Source organism: Bacillus sp. 16GRE42 (assembly GCF_019837435.1).
In the GTDB taxonomy this organism is placed as follows: Bacteria; Bacillota; Bacilli; order Bacillales; family Bacillaceae_G; genus Bacillus_A; species Bacillus_A wiedmannii.
This window is the reverse complement of the sequence record NZ_JADAXF010000007.1, coordinates 171897-191614: the sequence shown is the minus strand read 5'-3', so window position 1 is coordinate 191614 and position 19718 is coordinate 171897. Positions and strand designations below refer to the sequence as shown.

Sequence of the window (19718 nt, the reverse complement as noted above, 5' to 3'; positions counted from 1 at the left end):
TATTTAAGTATTGGGGGATGAAATATGAATGTTTTAGTAATTGGCCGCGGTGGGCGTGAGCATGCTTTAGCTTGGAAGTTTGCGCAATCTGAAAAGGTGGAAAAGGTATATGTAGCACCGGGTAATGAAGGTATGCGCGATGTTGCAACACCAGTTGATATTGATGAAAATGATTTTGATGCATTAGTTTTATTTGCTAAAGAGAATAAGGTTGAATTAACTTTCGTTGGACCAGAAATTCCACTTATGAATGGAATTGTTGATCGGTTTAACGAAGAGGGACTTCGCGTATTTGGTCCGAATAAAGCGGCTGCTGTTATTGAAGGTAGTAAAGCTTTTACGAAAGAATTGATGAAAAAATATGATATTCCAACTGCGGCGTATGAAACTTTTACAGATTATGAAGAAGCAGTACAGTACATTCAAAAAGTTGGTGCACCAATCGTTATTAAAGCTGACGGCCTAGCTGCTGGTAAAGGCGTGACAGTAGCAATGACACTTGAAGAGGCATTACAAGCTGCGAAAGAAATGCTACAAGATGTAAAGTTCGGCGAAGCAAGTAAGAAGGTTGTTATTGAAGAGTTTTTAGATGGACAAGAATTTTCATTAATGGCATTTGTAAATGGAACGACTGTGCATCCGATGGTAATTGCGCAAGATCATAAACGAGCTTTTGATGGTGATAAAGGTCCAAATACAGGTGGAATGGGTGCGTATTCTCCAGTACCACAAATTCCAGAATCAGCAGTTCAAGAGGCGATAAAAACGGTATTACATCCAACTGCTAAAGCGATGATTGCAGAAAACCGCTCGTTTACAGGAATTTTATATGCGGGACTTATTTTAACAAATGATGGCCCGAAGGTAATTGAATTTAATGCACGCTTTGGCGATCCTGAAACGGAAGTTGTATTACCACGCTTAGAAAATGATTTAGTTGATGTATGTAACGCTGTATTAGATGAAAGTGAGTTAACGTTACAATGGTCAGAAGAAGCCGTAATCGGTGTCGTACTTGCTTCGAAAGGATATCCAGAAGCATATAAAAAAGGTGACATTATTAACGGATTAGACGCATTGCAAGATGTAATTGTTTTCCATTCAGGCACAGCGATGAAGCATGGTGATTTTGTAACAAATGGTGGCCGTGTACTATTTGTTGCTTGTAAGGCGGACAGTTTACAAGTAGCGAAAGATAAGGTGTATAAAGAAATCGGTAAAATTGAGAGTGATGGTCTATTTTACCGAAGTGATATAGGATATCGTGCAATTGATCATGAGATGACGAGAAGCTAATATGTAAAAATCCCGCTGATTTCTCAGCGGGATTTTTTATGCATCTTTATCTTTCTTCAATTTTCCTTTTTGCTTTGCCATTTCTCGAAGCAAATACTCGATGTGTGCATTGACGCTACGAAACTCATCATTCGCCCATTTTTCGATGACTGCGTGTAATTCAGGATCAATACGTAATGGAAAGCTTTTCTTTTTAGCCATAATGATTTACAACCCTTTAGTATAGGCTTCCTGTATTAATAACTGGTTGCGCACCTTTATCTGAAACGATGGCAACTAATAAGTTGTTCACCATATTTGCTTTACGCTCGTCATCGAGTTCCAGTACGCCTTCTTCATCTAACATATGGATTGAATCTTTCGCCATCTTCACAGCACCTTCAACAATCTCTTTTCTAGCAGCTAATACTGCTTTTGCTTGTTGACGTTGTAGCATTGCATGGGCAATTTCTGTTGCGTAAGCTAAATGTGTTAAACGAGTTTCTAATACTTCTACGCCAGCGATTTCAAGGCGTGCTTCTAACTCACGCTTTAATTCTTCAGAGATTTCTTCAGTGTTTCCGCGTAACGTGATACAAGTTTCATCTTGGAAATTGTCATAAGGATATTTTGTTGCGACGTGGCGGATTGCTGTTTCGCTTTGAATTTCTACAAATCGATCGTAATGTTCAACACCGAACATTGCTTTTGCAGAATCAACAACTTTATATACGATAACGGCTGCAATTTCAATTGGATTTCCCTCAATATCGTTTACTTTTAACTTCTTACTATTAAAGTTTTCAACACGTAACGATACAGTTTGACGGAATGCGAATGGAATTGTTAAAAATAAACCGTTTTGACGAATTGTTCCTAAATAATTACCGAAAAACGTAATAACTTTTGCTTGGTTTGGTTGAACAATACCAATACCTGTAGCAAGAACTGCGGCTAAAATAATAGTTAATGCCGCTCCTATGAAAATTTCTTGTACAAGGAAAAATACACCGATAGCGGCTAAAATTAAAATCCCGATAATACCGAGAAAACCATTTACATAAAAAACTTGTTTTTCTTTCATATGATCGCCTCCTGATATAAGAATGATATCACTTTTATATCATTTTATGCAAGTGCTTTACACCTAATTTTCTGAAATTATTGATAAGGTATCTCTTATGTATATTTTGAGGTCCGAAACAAGAATATATGTTCTGTTTTATGGTAAAATAAAGAAGACTTAACCGCCCACTGCAGCAGCTAAGTCCCCTTGAGAGCATCTTGCATCGTGACAAATGATTCAAAGCGGTTTTGCCAGGATTATATCTTCAATCGCTGACTCAATCTCTTTGTCAGAAGCGTCAAAACTTCCATTTGACTGTGGTTTGTCGTGATTGGAAGTTTGATTCACTTCTTCTTTAGCATGTCCCTTTTCAGTAAAATTCATGCTAGGCATTTTAAATGCCCCCATATTCATGTATTTTCCGAATTTCCACATTTCAACAACGGGGCAGAAACGAACAATTCCCTCTGCGATTTTCATTGCACCAATCCATAGCAAGACGTTAGACCAAGTGCACCACGGCTTGCGTACAAGTTTAGCACTACTACAGCCGAAGAGGATAAGTCCGAGTGTAATTCGAATTAGGGCATTTATTGTACCGATGTTTTGCTTCATTAGAAAAACACTCCTTTTTATGAAAGTTGAAATAGATAATACTATTTCTCTTATTAGTATCCCGTGTGATTTTTGGGATATGTAATCCAACATTTGACGTTGAAAAAGATGTTGGAATGTGCGTGTGTGTAAGTAGCTTTTTTTGTTATAATGAAAGAATGCACAAAAGGAAATTCAAAATTAAATCCTCTCGTTTGAAAAACTATGGAAGAGGGAATTCCAAACTTAATTCTCCGTTTTAAACAAATATTTAAGATGAAGTTAAAAAAATCCTGATGAAAATAAACTGTTATTTTGACCAGAAATATATAACTAGAGAAAAGAAAGGGTGTTTTCATGTACGATATTTCCGGGTGGAAACATGTATTTAAGCTTGATCCGAATAAGGAGTTAAGTGACGAACATTTAGAAATGATTTGTGAGTCTGGAACAGATGCTGTTATTGTAGGCGGAAGTGATGGAGTGACAATTGATAATGTACTACACATGCTAGTTAGCATTCGTAGATATGCGGTTCCTTGTGTGTTAGAGGTTTCTGATGTGGAAGCAATTACACCAGGATTTGATTTTTATTATATCCCAAGCGTTTTAAATAGCCGAAAAGTAGAATGGGTAACAGGCGTTCATCATGAGGCTTTGAAAGAATTTGGGGATATTATGGATTGGGACGAAATTTTCATGGAAGGGTATTGTGTTTTAAATCCTGAAGCGAAAGTAGCCCAACTTACAGATGCGAAATGTGATGTAACAGAAGATGATGTGATTGCATACGCGCGTTTAGCAGACAAGTTATTGCGATTACCAATATTTTACTTAGAATATAGCGGTACGTATGGAGACAGTGAACTTGTTAAAAATGTAAAAGCAGAATTAAAACAAGCGAAGTTATATTATGGCGGCGGTATTTCTAATGCTGAACAAGCGAAGGAAATGGCACAATACGCTGATACAGTAGTTGTTGGAAATATTATTTATGATGATATAAAAGCAGCGTTAAAAACAGTTAAAGCAGTAAAAGGAGAGTAGGTGCAGGCGTATATGAGTAAGACAGATAGGTTATTAAATGGTTTAAATCCGCAGCAACAAAAAGCAGTACAAACAACGAACGGACCACTTCTATTAATGGCAGGTGCAGGTAGTGGTAAAACACGTGTGTTAACACATCGTATTGCGTTTTTACTTGGTGAAAAAGGTGTAGCGCCATGGAATGTACTAGCTATTACCTTTACAAATAAAGCGGCTCGTGAAATGCGCGAGCGTATTGATACACTTGTCGGACCAGAAGCAGAAGATATTTGGATTTCTACGTTCCACTCTATGTGTGTACGTATTTTACGACGTGATATCGATCGTATTGGTATTAATCGTAACTTTACAATCTTAGATTCAGGCGATCAGTTAACTGTAGTCAAAAAAATTATGAAAGAGCGCAATATTGATCCGAAGAAATTTGAGCCGCGCTCTATTTTAGCTGGTATTAGTAATGCGAAAAATGAATTGTTATCTGCAGATAAATATGCGAAAAAAATTACAATCGCTGATCCATATGAAAAATTAACGAGCGATGTATATACAGAATATCAAAAACGTCTTCTGAAAAATAACTCATTAGATTTTGATGATTTAATTATGACAACGATTCAGCTATTTGAACGTGTTCCAGAAGTACTAGAGTTTTATCAGCGTAAGTTCCAATATATTCACGTGGATGAGTATCAAGATACGAACAAAGCGCAGTACCTTCTTGTAAAACATTTAGCAGCACGTTTTAAAAATTTATGTGTTGTAGGTGACTCAGATCAGTCTATTTACCGCTGGCGCGGGGCTGACATTTCTAACATTTTGTCATTCGAAAAAGACTATGAGAATGCGCAAGTTATTCTGTTAGAACAAAACTATCGTTCGTCACAAAATATTTTAAATGCAGCGAATGCTGTTATTGAAAAAAATTCAAACCGTAAACCGAAAAAATTATGGACAGACAATCAAGTTGGAAGCAAAATCTCATATTACCGTGCTGCGACGGAAAAAGACGAAGCATATTTTGTTGCGAAAAAAATTCGTGACGATATTCAAATGGGAAAACGAAAATATACTGATTTTGCAGTGTTATATCGTACAAATGCGCAGTCTCGTATGGTCGAGGAGATTTTCCTGAAATCTAATATTCCTTACAAAATTGTCGGCGGTACGAAGTTCTACGATCGTAAAGAGATTAAAGACATTTTGGCGTATTTACGTTTAATTGGGAATCCAGATGATGAGATTAGTTTCGCACGTATTATTAACATGCCAAAGCGCGGAATTGGTGCGACTTCTATCGATAAAATTATTAATTACGGTGTACAAAATGGAATTTCATTAACTGCTGTATTCGATGAGATTGAGCATGTTGGAGTAAGTGCAAAAATTACAAAGGCAGTAAAAGAATTCGCTGGTTTATTACACAACTGGGTAAATATGCAAGAGTATTTATCTGTTACAGAATTGGTAGAAGAAGTTATTGAAAAAACAGGCTATCGCGATATGTTGAAAAACGAGCGTACCTTAGAAGCAGAAGGTCGTTTAGAGAACTTAGATGAGTTTTTATCTGTTACGCAAACATTTGAATCTCAAAGCGAAGATAAGAGCCTTGTTGCATTCTTAACAGACTTAGCGCTTGTTGCTGATATTGATCGTGTCGATGAAGATCCAACTACTGGTGAGGAAGTTATTTTAATGACGATGCACTCAGCGAAAGGATTAGAGTTCCCAGTTGTCTTTATTGTTGGGTTAGAGGAAGGAATATTCCCGCATACTCGTTCTCTAATGGAAGAAGATGAAATGCAAGAAGAGCGTCGCCTTGCTTATGTAGGTATTACTCGTGCAGAAGAAGAGTTATATTTATCTAATGCACAAATGCGTACTTTATTTGGTAGAACAAGTATGAACGCTGCTTCTCGATTTATTACAGAAATCCCGGCAGAGCTAGTAGAATCGTTAAATGAAACAGCGCCAAAGCGTGAAACTTCGTTTGGTGCAAAAGGCAGAACGACAACTACAAGTAAAATGACAACTACAACCACAACACGCTCTCGTTCAGCTTTCGCGCGTCCTGCAGCTAAGACGACAGGCGGCGAGCAAATTGGCTGGGCAGTAGGTGATAAAGCTTCCCACCAAAAATGGGGAGTCGGTACAGTTGTCAGTGTAAAAGGTGAAGGTGATGCAAAAGAATTAGATATTGCGTTCCCAAGCCCAATTGGTGTTAAACGTTTGTTAGCTAAATTTGCACCTGTGACGAAACAATAGGAAAGGAATGAGGATATGTCAAAAGAGATAGCAAAACAACGTATAGAAGAACTGCGTGATTTGTTAAATACATTTAACTATCAGTATCACGTATTAGACAATCCTTCTGTTTCTGATGCGGAGTATGACCGTAATATGCAGGAGCTTATAAAATTAGAAGCAGAGAATCCAGAGTTTATGAGTGAAGACTCTCCCTCCATTCGCGTTGGGGGAACTGTTCTTGATATATTTGAAAAAGTAACACATAAGTCACCGATGTTAAGTTTAGGAAATGCATTTAACGAAGGAGATTTACGTGATTTCGACCGACGAGTACGCCAAGGAATTGATGATGCGAATGTAAGATATATATGCGAATTAAAAATTGACGGACTTGCTGTTTCACTTCATTATGAAAAAGGACGCTTCATTCAAGGGGCAACACGTGGTGATGGTGTAACAGGTGAAGATATTACCCAAAATTTAAAAACGATTAAAGCGATCCCGCTCCGTTTAAATGAAGAAGTAACGTTAGAAGCACGAGGCGAAGCTTATATGCCGAAGCGTTCATTCGTTAAGTTAAATGAAGAAAAAGAACAAAATGGTGAAGATGTATTTGCGAATCCGCGTAATGCGGCAGCAGGTTCAATACGCCAACTTGATCCAAAAATTGCAGCGAAGCGTAACTTATCTATGTTTGTGTACGGTCTTGCGAATGTAGAAGAAAAAACAATTCCATCACATAGTGAATCGCTTGATTTCTTAGGTGAACTTGGATTCAAAACAAATCCAAATCGTCGTACATGTGAAACAATTGAAGAAGTTATAGCTTATGTAGAAGAATGGCAAGAAAAACGTCCGTATCTTGATTATGAGATCGATGGAATCGTTATAAAAGTAGATGATGTTGCTCTTCAAGAAAGTTTAGGAACTACAGCAAAGAGTCCAAGATGGGCGATTGCTTATAAATTCCCGGCTGAAGAAGTTATAACAAGATTAACAGGTATTGAATTAAGTGTTGGTCGCACAGGGGTTGTAACACCGACTGCAGAGCTAGAGGCAGTGCGAGTGGCTGGTACTATCGTTCGTCGTGCCTCTTTACATAACGAAGATTTAATTCGTGAAAAAGACATTCGAATTGGTGACTATGTTGTTGTGAAGAAGGCAGGAGATATTATTCCTGAAGTTGTGAACGTTATTTTTGATAAGCGTACTGGTGAGGAAGAAGAATATCATATGCCGACGCATTGCCCAGCATGTGAGAGTGAACTAGTTCGTTTAGAAGAAGAGGTAGCACTTCGCTGTATAAATCCCACTTGTCCGGCTCAAATTCGAGAAGGATTAATCCATTTCGTTTCAAGAAATGCAATGAATATTGATGGACTTGGAGAGCGTGTCATTACACAACTCTTTGATGCTGATTACATTCGTACATTCGCTGATTTATATTCGTTGACGAAAGAGCAATTATTACAGCTAGAAAGATTCGGTGAAAAATCAGCAACGAATTTAGTACAAGCAATTGAGAATTCTAAAGACAACTCATTAGAGCGATTATTATTTGGTCTTGGTATTCGCCATGTCGGAGCAAAAGCAGCACGTACATTTGCAGAGCATTTCGAAACGATGGATGCACTTGTGAAAGCAACGGAAGAAGAACTAAAAGCAATTAATGAGATTGGTGAAAAAATGGCTCAATCCGTTGTGACGTATTTTGATAATGAAGACGTATTAGAGTTATTACAACAATTTAAAGAGTATGGCGTGAATATGGCGTACAAAGGTATAAAAATTGCTGATTTACAAAATGTTGAGTCGTACTTCGCAGGAAAAACTGTCGTTTTAACAGGGAAATTAGAAGTTATGGGACGTAGTGAAGCGAAGAAAAAGATTGAGGCATTAGGTGGAAAAGTAACAGGAAGTGTTAGTAAAAGTACGGATTTAGTTGTTGCAGGTGAAGCGGCAGGTTCAAAATTAGCACAAGCAGAGAAGCATAATGTTGAGGTTTGGAATGAAGAGAGGTTCTTACAAGAGCTAAATAAGTAAGAGGTGCAAACTTACCATGAAAAAAATAGCATTAGCGGTATTAAGCCTTGGCCTACTCGTAAGTGGATGTAGTACAGGTGCCGATAAAGATGAAAAAGTGGTTGAGAAATCGGGGAAAGCAAAAGAACAAGCAATCGTTCCGAAGTACTCTATTTCGGATGAATATTATAAGACGACTATTCCATTTGACGCAGGAGCTGCACGTGGTTTAGTTGTACAAGGAGTAAGTAATCGTCTTGATATAGATGAATTTGAAACAGGATTAATGCGTATTGCAAAAGAATCCTTTAGTACGAAAGATCATTTCTTTAAAGGTGGAAGTGCTCTAGATACTCAAAATTTGCAGATGCTTGTTAAAAGAAAGCGTACAGATGCTGAACAAAAGGAACTAGAGGACAAGTTAAAAAAAGATGCAGTTAAATTTCCAAACATTGGGTTAAACCCAGCGTTAGGTGGAGGATCTGAATCATTAGAGGAAAAAAATAAAAAAAATCCAATATATATTTCAAATATTTTAGAGCATGATTATTATGTGAAAAAAGACGAGAAAGATGAGAAAGGTGAGCGCCAAGGCATTGTAGTTGGCTTAGCGATGAACTCGGTTCATTATTATGAGGAAGAGCATGGTTATCCGCGTGAAGCTAAAATTGAACAAGAAAAAATGTTAGCTGAAGGGAAAAAAATGGCGCAAGAAATCATAAAAGTTATGCATAAAGAAGATCCTGAAACAAAAACTCTTCCGATAACATTTGCGATTTATCGTCAGGCTCCAAAGGCTTCACTCGTGCCAGGTAACTTTGTTTCTTATGCGAATGTTGAAAAAGGCAGTGAAACGGTTGAGGATTGGAAACAAATTAATGAGAAATATTATTTGTTCCCATCTGAACAAGCGAAAACAGATAATAAACGTGAAGATCTGGCGAGAGTATCGAACTTTAAAGCAAAACTAAGTGATTATTTCCAAGGCGACTATACAGCTGTTATCGGTACTGGTATGTATAGAGACGATGAATTAAGAGAAATAAAGCTTGATATTCCTGTCCAGTTTAATGGGAAAGCAGAAATAATAGGCTTTACACAATATGTAGCCGGGCTTGTTATGGAATACTTCCCGAATTATATGAAAGTACAAGTAACGATTAAATCTGTAGAACGCCCAGAAGCGATTATTATACGTGAAGCGAAGCAAGATGAACCGTTTGTGAAAATTTTAGATTAAATAGGAGGGCCGTTCCTTTATGGAACGGCTTTTTTTCTTGAATAATTTTGTTATAATTTAAAATGTTATAAATAATGGGGGTAAGGGGTAAGGCACATGGACGAATTAAGTTTCCAAGTCATTATTTTATTAATTGGATTCGGCTTTTTAGCAGCTTTTATTGATTCAGTTGTTGGTGGTGGAGGATTAATTTCGCTTCCGGCACTTATGTTTGTTGGTTTACCACCAGCTTCGGCAATTGCAACAAATAAATTAGCGGCAACGATGGGGACGTTTACGAGTGCAATTTATTTTATTCGATCAGGAAAGGTCGATTTTAAAATTGTAGGAAAGTTAATCCCGTTAACTGTTATAGGAGCGGTCGCAGGTGCTTTAGTAGTAAAGTTTATTCCGCCGGATATTTTACGTCCGTTAGTGCTTGTGATGTTGGTGTTTATTGCCATTTATATTATTGCGAAAAAGGATTGGGGAAGTGTATCCACCTATAAGAAGATGACGAAAAGAAAAACATTAATATTTTTCTTTGTTATTTTAATGATAGGGTTTTACGATGGATTTTTTGGCCCAGGGACAGGATCTTTTTTAATTTTTGCATTTTTATTAATTGGTTTGGATTTTATTCAAGCGGCAGCATCTGGAAAACTTTTGAACTTTGTTAGTAATATCGTATCTTTAATTACTTTTTTATTTTTAGACGTAATTCATTTTGAATACGGTATTATTATGGGATTATCAATGATCTTAGGTGCTTATTTTGGATCAAAGTTTGCAGTTCAAAAAGGTGTTGGATATGTTAGGACTTTATTTTTATTAGTAACTATTTTATTAATTGGAAAAAATGTTTTGGAATATACTCATATTTTGTAGAGTTATACTTTTGTATAACTCTATTTTTTTATTATATTTTAAAAATTTATTAATTTTTAAAATATAAGTCTAGGAATATTTGAATAAATCTAAATTATCGTGTAGAATAATGTTGTAAAATGTAAACGTTTTTCTAAGGGGAGGCTAAAAAAATGGTAGTAGCATACAAACATGAGCCATTTACAGATTTTTCAGTGGAGGCTAACAAATTAGCGTTTGAAGAAGGTTTAAAGAAAGTAGAATCTTATCTTGGACAAGACTATCCATTAATTATTGGGGGAGAAAAAATCACTACAGAAGACAAAATTGTTTCTGTAAACCCTGCAAATAAAGAGGAACTTGTTGGTCGCGTTTCAAAAGCAAGCCGTGAGTTAGCTGAAAAAGCAATGCAAGTAGCGGATGAAACATTCCAAACTTGGAGAAAATCAAAGCCAGAAATGCGTGCAGACATTTTATTCCGTGCTGCAGCAATCGTTCGTCGCAGAAAACATGAATTCTCTGCTATTCTTGTAAAAGAAGCAGGTAAACCATGGAATGAGGCAGATGCTGATACAGCAGAAGCAATCGACTTTATGGAATATTATGGTCGTCAAATGTTAAAATTAAAAGACGGTATTCCAGTAGAAAGCCGTCCAATTGAATATAATCGTTTCTCTTACATTCCATTAGGAGTAGGTGTTATCATTTCTCCTTGGAACTTCCCATTCGCAATTATGGCAGGTATGACAACAGCTGCTTTAGTTTCTGGTAACACAGTATTACTAAAACCAGCTAGTACAACTCCTGTAGTAGCAGCGAAATTCATGGAAGTATTAGAAGAAGCTGGCTTACCAGCTGGCGTAGTAAACTTCGTTCCAGGTAATGGTTCTGAAGTTGGTGACTACTTAGTAGATCACCCTCGTACACGTTTCGTGAGCTTCACTGGATCTCGTGATGTAGGTATCCGTATTTATGAGCGTGCAGCGAAAGTAAACCCAGGCCAAATTTGGTTAAAACGCGTTATCGCTGAAATGGGTGGTAAAGATACAATCGTTGTTGATAAAGAAGCAGATCTTGAATTAGCAGCTAAATCTATCGTTGCATCAGCATTCGGATTCTCAGGACAAAAATGTTCTGCATGTTCTCGTGCAGTAATCCATGAAGATGTATACGATCACGTATTAAATCGTGCTGTTGAATTAACGAAAGAATTAACAGTTGCTAACCCAGCTGTATTAGGTACAAACATGGGTCCTGTTAATGACCAAGCTGCATTCGATAAAGTAATGAGCTATGTTGCAATTGGTAAAGAGGAAGGTAGAATCTTAACAGGTGGCGAAGGAGACGATTCTAAAGGCTGGTTCATCCAACCAACAATCGTTGCTGACGTTGCAGAAGATGCTCGCTTAATGAAAGAAGAAATCTTCGGACCAGTAGTAGCATTCTGTAAAGCAAAAGACTTTGATCATGCACTTGCAATTGCAAACAATACAGAATACGGTTTAACAGGTGCTGTTGTTACTAACAACCGTGACCATATTGAAAAAGCACGTGAAGAATTCCACGTGGGTAACTTATACTTCAACCGTGGATGTACTGGTGCAATCGTAGGTTACCAACCATTCGGTGGCTTTAACATGTCTGGTACAGACTCTAAGGCTGGTGGCCCTGACTACTTAGCACTTCACATGCAAGCAAAAACTACTTCTGAAACTTTATAAGAAATAATAGAAGAGATCTTCGCAGCCTGCGAAGATCTCTTTTTTTTGAAAAACTTGCTATATGTGAATTAAGATAGATATACGTAGAAAAACTAATAAGGTTTACTTCAGTAAATAAGATATATTATATTTGTTGAATAGATTCTCTTTACGGACAAGAAAAGTAGGTGAACAAAGTGGGAAAATATCAATTGGATTACAAGAGTCAGGTAGCTGTGGCAAAGTTTCATGAAAAACAGACGCCTGCCAAATTTGATAAAAAGCAGCAAATTGAAAATTTGCGTGCGGAGTATTTGAAAAAGAAGCAAAAACAAACAGATAAATAATATGTTACGTTTTTGATAGGAGAAACTAGTTCTAATTACCATATATTACTATTCGGTAATTAGAACTAGCTAAACCCTATTAATATCTGGATAAACATGTAAATAGAAACAAAACAACGAGAAAAGTTGACTTATTAGTCATATTTTTTAGTATTCATTTTAAGGATTTCCTGTATAATACAATTTGAAAGAAAATCTATGGTTTGACAAGAAACACTCTTTTCGGTTTTGCTCACTGAAGGGAGTGTTTTTTTGTAGCCAAAAACTCCTCTGTACTCATTACATTTGCATATACTCCATTTAAACTAGCCAAAATTGTGTTGTGAATATAAACGGCTGGTATCGTAGCATTCTTAAAAGAAAGATCTTTTGTAGCACAAGCATCATGTATAACGGTACATGGAAAGCCGAAATCAAAAGCAGCTCTTACGGTAGCATCAATACACATATGAGTCATCATCCCGCATATGACGACGTGCTTAATGTCTAAACGTTGTAATTGTTCTAGAAGATCAGTTTCGCGAAAACTATTAGGATAATGTTTGAGTATAACGGTTTCTTCTCTAAGTGGACGTACGCTTTCATGAATATGTACACCTTCTGTATTGGGTAGGAAAAAAGTAGCGCCATCTTTTATTGCTACATGTTGGATATGAAAAATAGGTTCGTTTTTCGTTCTAAAGAGTTGTAGCAGCTGACTAGCATATTCGCTTGCTTCTACTGGATTACGCAATTCCATCTTTCCATGTGGAAAATAATCATTTTGAATATCAACGAGTAAAAGAGCTGTTTTCATATATTTATCTTCCTCCGATTTCATATTCAAATAATGGTATTCAATTTATAGAGAGGATTCTCCTTTTAAAAAATATGAAGGAGGAGAATTTAACATAACTTTAAAAATCATTATTGTATGTGATTTTTTATTTGAAAATTTCAATAGAGAAATAATTAATATTTTCTAAAAAATGTATTGACTCTTATTATTCTGAGTTCTATAATGAGAATTAATTAAACGACAATTAAATCGATACATTCTTATCCAGAGAGGTGGAGGGACTGGCCCTACGATACCTCAGCAACGGGTTTTTTAATACCGTGCTAACTCCAGCAAGCCTATAAAGGCTTGGAAGATGAGAAGATGTGAACGAGTACATATAAGTGCTCTCCTTCTTATCTTTATGGTTGATAAGAAGGAGAGCACTTTTTATTTTACCTCGAAAGCTCTACTTCAAGTTTTTACAGCATATAGGAGGGAAGAAAATGATTTCTTTTAACAACGTAAGTAAAGTATATGAATCAGGTGGGCAATCTGTTCATGCGGTGGAGGATGTAACATTATCAGTTGAGAAGGGCGAAATTTTCGGTATCATTGGTTTTAGTGGCGCTGGAAAGAGTACGTTATTACGCCTAGTAAATATGTTAGAGAGACCAACGGCAGGAACGATTTCAATAGATGATAAAGATATTACATCTTTATCGACGAAAGAATTACGGAAGTTAAGACAAAGAATCGGGATGATTTTTCAAAGTTTTAATTTATTTAATTCAAGAACAGTGTTTGGGAATATTGCTTATCCATTAAGGTTAGCGAAAGTACCAAAGAATGAGATAAAAGAAAGAGTAAACGAACTGCTGAAATTTGTAGGATTAGAAGATAAAGCAAACTATTATCCAGAGCAACTATCAGGTGGTCAAAAACAACGTGTTGGCATTGCTAGAGCACTTGCAACATCGCCAGACATTCTTATATGTGATGAGGCAACATCAGCTTTAGATCCAGAAACAACGACAGAGATTCTGAACTTATTAAAGAAAGTAAATCGAGAATACAATGTAACGATTCTACTCATTACACATGAAATGCATGTTGTGAAAGAAATTTGTCACCGTGTAGCTGTAATGGAGAAGGGAAAGGTTATTGAAGAAGGAAAACTGTTTGACGTTTTCACACAACCAAAAACAAAGACAACTCAAAACTTTGTACGCTCCATTATTAATGATCATTTACCGGAAAGTGTTCTAGGGAAAATTCAAAATGGTGGACAAATTTATCGCTTAACATTTACTGGTGAAGAGACAGGGCAGCCGGTACTATCATATATCGCGAAAAACTATAACGTCGATGTAAACGTACTATACGGAAATATTATTGAACTTCAAAATGTGCTATTTGGAAATCTACTTGTAGAACTGCAAGGTGAGCAGAAAGAAATTCAAAAAGCATTACAACATCTACGACTACAAGTGCAGCTGAAGGAGGTAGAAGCTCATGCGAGTTGATTGGAGTATATTTTGGCCTCGCATAGTAGATGCGACGGGGGATACCCTCTTAATGGTAATTGTAACCCTTATATTTGCTACAATTCTTGGTATACCTCTAGGTTTACTTTTATATGTAACGAGAAAAGGGAACTTTTTAGAAAATAAATGGGTCTTTTCTATTCTTAATATCATTATTAACACAATTCGTCCGGTTCCATTCATTATCTTCTTAGTAGCTTTAAGCCCACTAACAAGAAGTGTTATCGGAACGACGATTGGAACAGCAGCAGCAATCTTTCCAATGACGTTAGTTGCATCAATTGGTATTGCTAGAATGGTTGAAACAAATCTTGTTTCAGTTCCAAAGGGAGTCATTGAAGCAGCTCAAGCGATGGGTGCTTCACCATTTAGAATTGTTTTTGAAATTCTTGTGCCAGAAGCGTTAGCTCCATTGATTTTAGGTGTTACGTTTATGACAGTTGGTTTAATTGAATTTTCTGCAGTTGCTGGGCTTGTCGGTGGTGGCGGTCTTGGTGACTTAGCGATGACATATGGTTATCAACGTTTTGATACATCAGTTATGTTCGTAACGGTCGTTTTACTTATTATTCTTGTACAGGTAGCTCAAAATTTAGGAAACTACTTTGCGAAAGTCTTTTTACGCAGATCATAAAAAGGAAGAGGGAAAAAGAAAATGAAGAAAATTTTAGCATTTGCATTATCAGCGATTGTAGGAATTTCAGCGTTAAGCGGCTGCTCAAGTGGAGACACGGGGGCAGGAGCAAAAGAGAAAGTAGTTCGCATTGGTGTAACTGGAACGGATGGAAACGCTTGGGAAATTGTAAAGGAAAAAGCTGAAAAAGAAGGGATTAAAGTTAAACTAATTGAGTTCTCTGATTACACAACGCCAAATAAAGCGTTAGCTGATGGAGATATTGAACTAAACTCATTCCAGCACGTTGCTTTCTTAGAGCAATTTAAAAAAGAGCATAAGTTAGATATTACAGCTGTTGGTACAACGCAAATTGCACCAATGGGCTTATACTCTGAAAAATATAAGAAGGCAAATGAAATTCCAGATGGTTCAGAAATTGCGATTCCAAATGATCCAACGAACCAAGCTCGTGCATTAAAACTTCTTGATGCAGCAGGTTTATTAAAGCTTAAGAAAGACTTTGGTTTATTTGGAGATCCAAGCGGCATTGCTGAAAATCCGAAGAAGTTAAAAATTACACCGGTTATCGCACAGCAAACACCTCGTGTATTAAAAGATGTAGCAGCTTCAGTCATTAATAACGGTGTTGCTGGTCAAGCTGGATTAGATCCAGCGAAGGATCCAATTTTCTTAGAAGATCCAAAGAATGAAAATGCGAAGCCATATATTAATATTTTCGCAGCTCGTACAAAAGATAAAGATGATCCAACACTGAAAAAAGTAATTGAACTATATCATTCAAAAGAAGTAACAGATGCAATTAAGAAAGAAACAAACGATGGTTCCATTTCAGTAGATCTTTCACTTGATGAGCTTGAAAAAATCGTAAAATAACTATCGGGTTTAACGATTAACAGTAGGAACCCCTCCGCTGTTAGCTCGTTCAACATATAATCTACTTAACAAACAAAACCCTAATTCTGTACCTTCCAATTCTGTATAACGTAGAATCCAATGTTTGTTAAGTAGAGTGATGGACCAGGAGTTTTCCTGGTCTTTTTTTATGAATGAAAGTAGCTAGCGAATAGTAAAGTAATCCAAATTATAACAGGGTAAGAAAATAAGCTGAAAATGAGTGTAAGTATGAATTGTTTTTTTAAAATGAGGTGTTTTTCGAATGAAAAAAAGAAAATAGAAAAGATAACAATGAAAACTGCTGATATTACGCCAGGATTATAAGAACGATATATGGAAAACAAAATAATATGTTGAACGGAGTTGAAGAAGATAGCCCCTTGTATAAAAATAATCCAGTATATAGAAGACAAGAAGTTTAGTTGATATAGAAAGGTGATAAGTAAGACAAAGATTGTTAGTGCGGAAATGGCAATGAAAAATTGTTGGCTTGTTATAAAATGAATTGAAAATTGATTAGCAAGATATTGAGGCATTTGGAAAGATTCTTCTAGATTATGAATGAAAAATAACAAGGGAATAACCCAAAGCATAATAGTGGAATGTTTTTTCAACAACTTACATCACTCCAATATGGAGATAGAAAGCCTAGAGAGGCTCTCTATCCAGAGATGTTCATTCAATTATGATACTTTTTAAATTATTTTCTTGGTGCTCTTGTTCTTTCGGATAAGCAGCTAGCTCCTCTTGCAAAATATTTAGTATTTGCTTAGCTGATTGTTGGATTGGGGTAGGGAACTCTTCTAATATATTCATACCGATTTTTATTTTTGTACGAATTACCTTTCTTAGTAGTTCCTCATGCATGTACTACACCTCCAAATCGAATATTTAGTACATCTTCTTCGAACTTAGCTCCTTGAATAGAAAGGTGTGTTAACGTTTTTGGCAATGTGATGTTCCGTTTCACAGAACCTGAACGAATGATAAGTTCATCACCTTTTTGATTTAATGAAAGTTCACTTTTGTTTGAGAAGGGAATGGAGAGAACGAAAATATACTCATCGCCATCTTTTTTTACATATTGAGTGCGCCCGTTAAATTTCACTTTCGTAGGAGAAGAATCTGATTTAAATAAAGCGTCTCCTACACGCTCTAACATGGACAAACCGACAACTTCTTGTTCAAACATAGGAGCTTCGTAAATAGGAAGCGGCTGAAAACTATCTTGAATTAATGTTTTATATTTTTTTTGAGTATCTTTCCATGCTTGAAAATAAGGATCGGTGACAGTGTTAGGGATGACGCGGTTAATCATAATGGCATCTACGTTATAATCGTATAAATTTAAATAAGTAAAGCTACGCTGAGCTTCTTTAATGACCATTTTTTCGGGATTTACAACGATGCGGATACTTGTTATTTCTCGGTTTGATAAAATATCTCTCATTTCTCCGAGCTGTTCAAGTGTATTCGTTAATTCATCCATAATATCATCGGTTGGAAGAGGAACACCAAGAAGTGGTTGAGCTACAGGGCGAACAACTTTTAAAACTTTTCTTTTAATAGGAAAGAGTTTTTCCATCCACCAGCTGAGCATGTCTGGAAAGCTGAGCATTGCTAATGTTTCTCCTGTTGGAGCACAATCAATGATAATAACATCATATGTGTTTTGTTTATAATAATCGAGTACGCGAAGTAAGCTAATTAAATCTTCCATACCAGGAAACATCGTTAACTCTTCTGTTGTAATATCATCAGCTGCTTTGGAAGTGAAGAGTAACGTAATATATTTCTGTAATTTCCCCCAGCCTTTTTCCATCTCATAAATCGTATTAATTTCTTGTGCCCACAAATTTTCACGAATTTCTAATGGCTCAGAAGATAGCTTTATACCAAATGAATCTCCTAAACTATGAGCAGGATCTGTACTCATTACTAATGTTTTTAATCCTTGTTTTGCGCTTTGAAGCGCTGTTGCTGCTGAAATGCTAGTTTTTCCTACGCCGCCTTTACCTGTATACAAAATAATTCTCATTATTCTATCCCCTTTGTTTCGAGTGTCGAATATTACGAGTATCGAAATAAAATATTGAATAAAAACCCAACTAGGGTTTTATTCAATCGGAATGTTTTTCATTTTAGGTGTAGAAACCTTTTCTTCTGTTTTTTGCTGTGACGTAGCGATGTGATTCATGATCTTTTGGAAGATTTGTAGTAAGAATGCTTTTTCTTCTTCTGATAATGCTTCTGTCACTAGGTTAAAGTAATGGGCTGCATTTTGTTTTACTTCTTGGACGAGCATTACGCCGTTTTCTGTTAAACGAATTAATACAATGCGTCGGTCGTTTTCATCACGGTACCTTTCAATATATCCCTTTTTTACGAGGCGATTTACAACACCTGTCGTTGTACTCATCGGTATATCAAGAAGGTCAGCAATTTTTGTCATTGTAATATCTGTATTTCGCTCCATCCAAAGTAAACAAAATACTTCTGTTTTAGAAAGTGTTAAATCTAGGCTTACCCATTCTTCAGGATAAAAAAGCTTCTTGGCGTTATCTAGCAGCAAGTCTAAAAAATGTTCATATTGCAACAATTATTTCCACTCCCGTATATTTCGAGGTTCGTAATATTTGTTTTTATTTTATGTAGAATTGAAATAAATGTCAATGATTTTAAATGTTTTTTCAGATTAGACAGAAAACTAACTTTAAAATAGTATTCTTTTATGATAGATTTATAAATATAAAACTAGAATTTACATAAAAATCCATCGTGGTAAATATACTTATCTATAATGGATGTACAGCTAACGAGGGGGAGAACGATGAGAAGACGTAATACGCAAGCGTTCACGTTTTTAGCATGGACTTCATTTGTTTGTGCACTTTCAGGTATGCTAATTGGAATTTATACGTTAGATGAAACGCTTAGTGTAAAAGGATATTATTTAATTGGAACATTATTTTTAACGATGTCTTGTTTTGTATTACAAAAAACAATTCGTGATAATGAAGAAGATAACGAGAGATTTCCGAAAAATAAACCGTTAGATAAGGAGTAAATTGTAAAGAAAGGCATTTGCCTTTCTTTTTTTATGTAAAAATGCCGTAAGTGCCGTGTGTTGACTTGCTTGAAGTACTGAAAATTTGGTATCATCAATAGTATTGTAGATTGAACGATATATTATGGAGGTGGCCTAGCCGTGTCAAGAATTTCCGTTGAGAATGTAAAGCACGTAGCACATTTAGCACGTCTTGCAATTACTGATCAAGAAGCAGAAAAATTTCAAAAACAACTGGATGCAATCGTTACATTTGCAGAACAGTTAAATGAATTAGATACAACAGATGTAAAACCAACAACTCATGTATTAACTATGAAAAATGTTATGCGTGAAGATGTACCAGAAAAAGGTTTACCAGTTGAAGAAGTATTAAAAAATGCACCGGATCACAAAGATAATCAAATCCGTGTTCCAGCAGTATTAGAATAGAGG

At 36.1% G+C, this 19718-nt stretch carries 21 protein-coding genes and 1 riboswitch; of the genes, 13 read left to right on the top strand and 8 right to left on the bottom strand.

Annotated features, from left to right (window positions below; all coding sequences use genetic code 11):
- The first annotated feature begins 24 nt into the window (after positions 1–24).
- A complete protein-coding gene (purD, locus tag ILS93_RS26145) occupies positions 25–1296 on the top strand; it encodes a phosphoribosylamine--glycine ligase (RefSeq protein ID WP_222655689.1) in 1272 nt (423 codons plus the stop codon).
- A gap of 36 nt (positions 1297–1332) precedes the next feature.
- On the opposite strand, the gene ILS93_RS26140 is transcribed toward purD, so the two are convergent.
- The 3 genes from ILS93_RS26140 to ILS93_RS26130 all read right to left on the bottom strand — a co-directional run bounded on the left by ILS93_RS26140 (position 1333) and on the right by ILS93_RS26130 (position 2956).
- Positions 1333–1497, bottom strand: a complete 165-nt coding sequence (locus ILS93_RS26140; RefSeq protein ID WP_001085171.1) for a type II toxin-antitoxin system antitoxin — start codon at positions 1495–1497, stop codon at positions 1333–1335.
- A gap of 16 nt (positions 1498–1513) precedes the next feature.
- Positions 1514–2359 carry an SPFH domain-containing protein gene (locus tag ILS93_RS26135; protein WP_000660682.1) on the bottom strand — a complete coding sequence of 282 codons (846 nt, stop codon included), beginning with the start codon at positions 2357–2359 and terminating at the stop codon, positions 1514–1516.
- 219 nt (positions 2360–2578) lie between these two features.
- The gene (locus tag ILS93_RS26130) at positions 2579–2956 is read right to left on the bottom strand and encodes a YgaP family membrane protein (protein ID WP_000812332.1); all 378 of its coding nucleotides are present in this window, start codon (positions 2954–2956) and stop codon (positions 2579–2581) included.
- A gap of 336 nt (positions 2957–3292) precedes the next feature.
- Between ILS93_RS26130 and pcrB the strand changes: the two genes are divergently transcribed.
- The 7 genes from pcrB (at position 3293) to ILS93_RS26095 (ending at position 12381) form a co-directional block, all read left to right on the top strand.
- Positions 3293–3982: a heptaprenylglyceryl phosphate synthase gene (gene pcrB, locus ILS93_RS26125; protein WP_000272087.1), complete on the top strand. Its 690-nt coding sequence runs from the start codon at positions 3293–3295 to the stop codon at positions 3980–3982.
- Positions 3983–3994: 12 nt separating this feature from the next.
- A complete protein-coding gene (gene pcrA, locus ILS93_RS26120) occupies positions 3995–6244 on the top strand; it encodes a DNA helicase PcrA (RefSeq protein WP_142315102.1) in 2250 nt (749 codons plus the stop codon).
- A gap of 15 nt (positions 6245–6259) precedes the next feature.
- Positions 6260–8269 (top strand): NAD-dependent DNA ligase LigA, encoded by a 2010-nt coding sequence (gene ligA, locus ILS93_RS26115; protein WP_098103422.1) that lies wholly within the window; start codon positions 6260–6262, stop codon positions 8267–8269.
- Between the two features lie 16 nt (positions 8270–8285).
- Positions 8286–9488 carry a CamS family sex pheromone protein gene (locus ILS93_RS26110; protein WP_064477175.1) on the top strand — a complete coding sequence of 401 codons (1203 nt, stop codon included), beginning with the start codon at positions 8286–8288 and terminating at the stop codon, positions 9486–9488.
- A gap of 96 nt (positions 9489–9584) precedes the next feature.
- Complete coding sequence (locus ILS93_RS26105; protein WP_064477176.1) at positions 9585–10355, top strand: TSUP family transporter; 771 nt, start codon at positions 9585–9587, stop codon at positions 10353–10355.
- Positions 10356–10507: 152 nt separating this feature from the next.
- Positions 10508–12055, top strand: coding sequence for an L-glutamate gamma-semialdehyde dehydrogenase (pruA, locus tag ILS93_RS26100; RefSeq protein ID WP_000259557.1), 1548 nt, complete (start codon positions 10508–10510; stop codon positions 12053–12055).
- Between the two features lie 176 nt (positions 12056–12231).
- Positions 12232–12381, top strand: a complete 150-nt coding sequence (locus tag ILS93_RS26095; protein WP_000521652.1) for a hypothetical protein — start codon at positions 12232–12234, stop codon at positions 12379–12381.
- Between the two features lie 232 nt (positions 12382–12613).
- Here ILS93_RS26095 and ILS93_RS26090 read toward each other — a convergent pair whose 3' ends face one another.
- Positions 12614–13177: a cysteine hydrolase family protein gene (locus ILS93_RS26090; protein WP_064477275.1), complete on the bottom strand. Its 564-nt coding sequence runs from the start codon at positions 13175–13177 to the stop codon at positions 12614–12616.
- Between the two features lie 239 nt (positions 13178–13416).
- Positions 13417–13521, top strand: a riboswitch (SAM riboswitch).
- Positions 13522–13644: 123 nt separating this feature from the next.
- Here ILS93_RS26090 and ILS93_RS26085 point away from each other — a divergent pair.
- From ILS93_RS26085 to ILS93_RS26075, 3 genes are read left to right on the top strand one after another with little or no spacing between them, the layout of a single operon-like run.
- Complete coding sequence (locus tag ILS93_RS26085; protein ID WP_046953719.1) at positions 13645–14664, top strand: methionine ABC transporter ATP-binding protein; 1020 nt, start codon at positions 13645–13647, stop codon at positions 14662–14664.
- Positions 14654–15319: a methionine ABC transporter permease gene (locus ILS93_RS26080; RefSeq protein WP_001261880.1), complete on the top strand. Its 666-nt coding sequence runs from the start codon at positions 14654–14656 to the stop codon at positions 15317–15319. The genes ILS93_RS26085 and ILS93_RS26080 overlap by 11 nt, the downstream gene beginning before the upstream one ends.
- 21 nt (positions 15320–15340) lie before the next feature.
- The gene (locus tag ILS93_RS26075; protein ID WP_098102438.1) at positions 15341–16195 is read left to right on the top strand and encodes a MetQ/NlpA family ABC transporter substrate-binding protein; all 855 of its coding nucleotides are present in this window, start codon (positions 15341–15343) and stop codon (positions 16193–16195) included.
- A gap of 167 nt (positions 16196–16362) precedes the next feature.
- Here ILS93_RS26075 and ILS93_RS26070 read toward each other — a convergent pair whose 3' ends face one another.
- From ILS93_RS26070 to ILS93_RS26055, 4 genes are all read right to left on the bottom strand, one after another.
- Positions 16363–16833: an HXXEE domain-containing protein gene (locus ILS93_RS26070; protein WP_081257440.1), complete on the bottom strand. Its 471-nt coding sequence runs from the start codon at positions 16831–16833 to the stop codon at positions 16363–16365.
- A 58-nt stretch (positions 16834–16891) separates the two neighbouring features.
- Positions 16892–17083: a DUF3926 domain-containing protein gene (locus tag ILS93_RS26065; RefSeq protein WP_088046900.1), complete on the bottom strand. Its 192-nt coding sequence runs from the start codon at positions 17081–17083 to the stop codon at positions 16892–16894.
- A complete protein-coding gene (locus ILS93_RS26060) occupies positions 17076–18257 on the bottom strand; it encodes an ArsA family ATPase (RefSeq protein ID WP_081257452.1) in 1182 nt (393 codons plus the stop codon). The genes ILS93_RS26065 and ILS93_RS26060 overlap by 8 nt, the downstream gene beginning before the upstream one ends.
- 75 nt (positions 18258–18332) lie before the next feature.
- Entirely contained in the window at positions 18333–18815 is a 483-nt protein-coding gene (locus ILS93_RS26055; RefSeq protein ID WP_000942477.1) for a MarR family winged helix-turn-helix transcriptional regulator, read from the bottom strand.
- Positions 18816–19046: 231 nt separating this feature from the next.
- Between ILS93_RS26055 and ILS93_RS26050 the strand changes: the two genes are divergently transcribed.
- Together ILS93_RS26050 and gatC are read left to right on the top strand one after the other, a co-directional pair.
- Positions 19047–19283, top strand: a complete 237-nt coding sequence (locus ILS93_RS26050) for a YiaA/YiaB family inner membrane protein (protein ID WP_001254393.1) — start codon at positions 19047–19049, stop codon at positions 19281–19283.
- Positions 19284–19424: 141 nt separating this feature from the next.
- Positions 19425–19715, top strand: a complete 291-nt coding sequence (gene gatC / locus ILS93_RS26045) for an Asp-tRNA(Asn)/Glu-tRNA(Gln) amidotransferase subunit GatC (RefSeq protein ID WP_000086999.1) — start codon at positions 19425–19427, stop codon at positions 19713–19715.
- Positions 19716–19718 lie beyond the last annotated feature (3 nt).

Bases quoted from the DNA above. Each gene is read 5' to 3' on its own strand.
- ligA (WP_098103422.1), top strand. From the start codon at position 6,260: ATGTCAAAAGAGATAGCAAAACAACGTATAGAAGAACTGCGTGATTTG.
- purD (WP_222655689.1), top strand. From the start codon at position 25: ATGAATGTTTTAGTAATTGGCCGCGGTGGGCGTGAGCATGCTTTAGCT.
- ILS93_RS26075 (WP_098102438.1), top strand. From the start codon at position 15,341: ATGAAGAAAATTTTAGCATTTGCATTATCAGCGATTGTAGGAATTTCA.
- ILS93_RS26085 (WP_046953719.1), top strand. From the start codon at position 13,645: ATGATTTCTTTTAACAACGTAAGTAAAGTATATGAATCAGGTGGGCAA.
- ILS93_RS26065 (WP_088046900.1), bottom strand. From the start codon at position 17,083: ATGCATGAGGAACTACTAAGAAAGGTAATTCGTACAAAAATAAAAATC.
- pcrA (WP_142315102.1), top strand. From the start codon at position 3,995: ATGAGTAAGACAGATAGGTTATTAAATGGTTTAAATCCGCAGCAACAA.
- ILS93_RS26080 (WP_001261880.1), top strand. From the start codon at position 14,654: ATGCGAGTTGATTGGAGTATATTTTGGCCTCGCATAGTAGATGCGACG.
- ILS93_RS26130 (WP_000812332.1), bottom strand. From the start codon at position 2,956: ATGAAGCAAAACATCGGTACAATAAATGCCCTAATTCGAATTACACTC.
- ILS93_RS26090 (WP_064477275.1), bottom strand. From the start codon at position 13,177: ATGAAAACAGCTCTTTTACTCGTTGATATTCAAAATGATTATTTTCCA.
- ILS93_RS26135 (WP_000660682.1), bottom strand. From the start codon at position 2,359: ATGAAAGAAAAACAAGTTTTTTATGTAAATGGTTTTCTCGGTATTATC.
- ILS93_RS26105 (WP_064477176.1), top strand. From the start codon at position 9,585: ATGGACGAATTAAGTTTCCAAGTCATTATTTTATTAATTGGATTCGGC.
- pruA (WP_000259557.1), top strand. From the start codon at position 10,508: ATGGTAGTAGCATACAAACATGAGCCATTTACAGATTTTTCAGTGGAG.
- ILS93_RS26140 (WP_001085171.1), bottom strand. From the start codon at position 1,497: ATGGCTAAAAAGAAAAGCTTTCCATTACGTATTGATCCTGAATTACAC.
- ILS93_RS26110 (WP_064477175.1), top strand. From the start codon at position 8,286: ATGAAAAAAATAGCATTAGCGGTATTAAGCCTTGGCCTACTCGTAAGT.
- ILS93_RS26050 (WP_001254393.1), top strand. From the start codon at position 19,047: ATGAGAAGACGTAATACGCAAGCGTTCACGTTTTTAGCATGGACTTCA.
- pcrB (WP_000272087.1), top strand. From the start codon at position 3,293: ATGTACGATATTTCCGGGTGGAAACATGTATTTAAGCTTGATCCGAAT.